Raw genomic sequence first — 2071 nt, forward strand, 5'->3', positions numbered from 1 at the left:
CCAGGTCGTTGGCGAAGGCGCGCCGCTCGGGGGTCGTCCACTGCGATGCCCCAGAACGCCAGGCTTCCTTGAGGGGGACGACGTGGTCGATGTCGATGCCGGAGGCGGACGTGATCGTCTTGCCGTTGTACTCGGAGTACCAGGTGCCGGACACGGCCCGGCACTGGTCGTCCTGGACCACGTCCCGGCCGTCGCGCCGAGGCGTGACCTCGCAGATGTCACAGGTTCCGTACTGGGTGATCCAGTGCGGGAACTTCGACCTGCTGTAGCCGGGGACGCCGTCCTCGTCGGCCACCACCAAGTCAGCGAGCAGCTCGCGGGCCTTGACCGCGTCGTGTAGGAACTCGCAGCCCGTGTCATAGAGCACAGCTCTGACCAGCGGGTTTCTGGCCTGTCTCAGGTCGTGTCGTTCAGCTGCAGTCTCACGGACGTGTCATTTCCTCAGATCAGAGATCGACGAGCATGAGGACTTCGTCGCGATCGTCGCCGGACCCGAAGCGGAGGGCTCCTGGCCAGCGTCCGATCTCCTTCCAGCCGAGGCTTTCGTAGAAGGTCTCCAGCCCTTCTCCAGCACGTGCAGCCAGGTGCAGTTGCTCAAGGGCCATATCCTCACGCGCGATGCGATGCGCTTCCTTCACCATGGCGCTGCCAATCCCCTGCCCGCGTCTGCTGGTGTGGGTTTGAACGTGATGCAGCGTTCCCCAGTGGGCAATGAGGCCGTAGGTATCGCGACGAATGTTGAGCCAGCCCACCAGCTCGTCATCGTCCAGGGCCATCAAGAGGCGGCTGGTTCGGGCGGCGAGGCTTTCGAGGATGGTCTCAAGGGCCGGGGCGGCATCCCGCTCGTCGATGGGAGGGAACGGGAAGCCGACAGCGCCGCCGGCGTTGGACACATCGATCCAGCAGTTGATGAGGGACTGGCGCCGACCCTGGTCGATGTCATGCGCGGTGGTCGCCTGGGCGAAGCGGAGCGAGTCGGAATGCATGCAGGGATGGTCCCAGCAACCACTGACAACGGACGGCTCCGTCACTTCCGGTGCTTCTTGACCGCATCAGCAATGCATTCCCCCGAACAAGGTAGGGCGGCGACCGGCGAATCTCAGCTCAGTGTCGGATCCGACTTGGAGGCTGTCTCACGTGGTGGTGCTTCAGCTACTCGACCGTGCTCGTGAGAAACGTGTGGATCTTGGCGGCGAGGTTTCGCATCTCCTCGCCGGCCGCGTGCACGGTGGTGGTCTCGAAGTGCCACTCCTCGGACGGAGGCCGGTCGTGGATGCCCCACGTCAGGTGGACGTAGCCGCCTGGGCGGTGTTCCGCCGAGATTGTCAGGTCGTGTTCCAGAGAGCGCCAGGCACGCGCTCCTTTCCACCCCCGGAAGTCTTCGGCCAGCGACGAGAGGAAGGTGTCGAGGCCGTCGCCGTCCCACGTCCGCACCAGGGTTTCGATGCTCACCCATTGCCCGCGGGCTTTCACGAGGAAGTCGAGCATGGGGTCGTCCCCGAACGGTCTTGTCGGCTCAAAGAAGAGCAGGTGGACCGGTCGCGGTCCGGGGTCTCCCACGCGTACCGCGGGGCCATCGTCGATCATTCGAGCAGATTAGGAGCCGTAGGACTCGACGACCAACTCCTATCCCAGCACTGCCCCGGGCCCAGGCCGCAGGCGCCACCTGGGACATGATCGTCCGCTATGGCTGTAGATCGTGCACGGAACCTCGTCCCCGATGGGCCGTGGAAGATAGCCGCACCGCTGTCGTTCCATTTCCGGGTGGGTGAGGCGGAGACGATGGCGGCCGGGGTCCCGGCCGGTCGCCGCCGCGCTGACCGGGGACGACCCGGGGCTGTACCCGCCCGTAGAACGGGTGTAGGCGGACTGGCTCTACGGCGCGCACACTCCCCCGGGCGCTGTCACGTTGTTGCGGGAGTGAGTGCCTGATGGTGTGTCGGGTGTGGAGGGGGCGGGTTCCGGCTCCGTGCTCAGGCCGCGGCAGGCAGGCCGGCGACACCGGTGATCCGGTCCCAGATGGCGAAGCGGGTGGTCGTCTCGGCGCGGCAGTGGGTGGCGGTCGTCAGGT

The 2071-nt window shown here is 66.1% G+C and carries 3 protein-coding genes; all 3 read right to left on the reverse strand.

The genetic code is table 11. From position 1 onward, the window contains the following. A partial coding sequence (locus tag EES42_RS45035) for a GmrSD restriction endonuclease domain-containing protein (RefSeq protein ID WP_241196772.1) occupies window positions 1–313 on the reverse strand: 313 nt, incomplete at its 3' end. 133 nt (window positions 314–446) lie between these two features. After that, window positions 447–986, reverse strand: coding sequence for a GNAT family N-acetyltransferase (locus tag EES42_RS31295; RefSeq protein WP_124721666.1), 540 nt, complete (start codon window positions 984–986; stop codon window positions 447–449). A gap of 166 nt (window positions 987–1152) precedes the next feature. Beyond that, window positions 1153–1587: a DUF6228 family protein gene (locus EES42_RS31300; protein WP_124721667.1), complete on the reverse strand. Its 435-nt coding sequence runs from the start codon at window positions 1585–1587 to the stop codon at window positions 1153–1155. Window positions 1588–2071: the final 484 nt, after the last annotated feature.

The organism is Streptomyces sp. ADI95-17, from assembly GCF_003846175.1.
Classification (GTDB): Bacteria; Actinomycetota; Actinomycetes; order Streptomycetales; family Streptomycetaceae; genus Streptomyces; species Streptomyces sanglieri.

Coding starts and splice junctions, on each gene's coding strand:
- EES42_RS31295 (WP_124721666.1), bottom strand. CDS start 986: ATGCATTCCGACTCGCTCCGCTTCGCCCAGGCGACCACCGCGCATGAC.
- EES42_RS31300 (WP_124721667.1), bottom strand. CDS start 1,587: ATGATCGACGATGGCCCCGCGGTACGCGTGGGAGACCCCGGACCGCGA.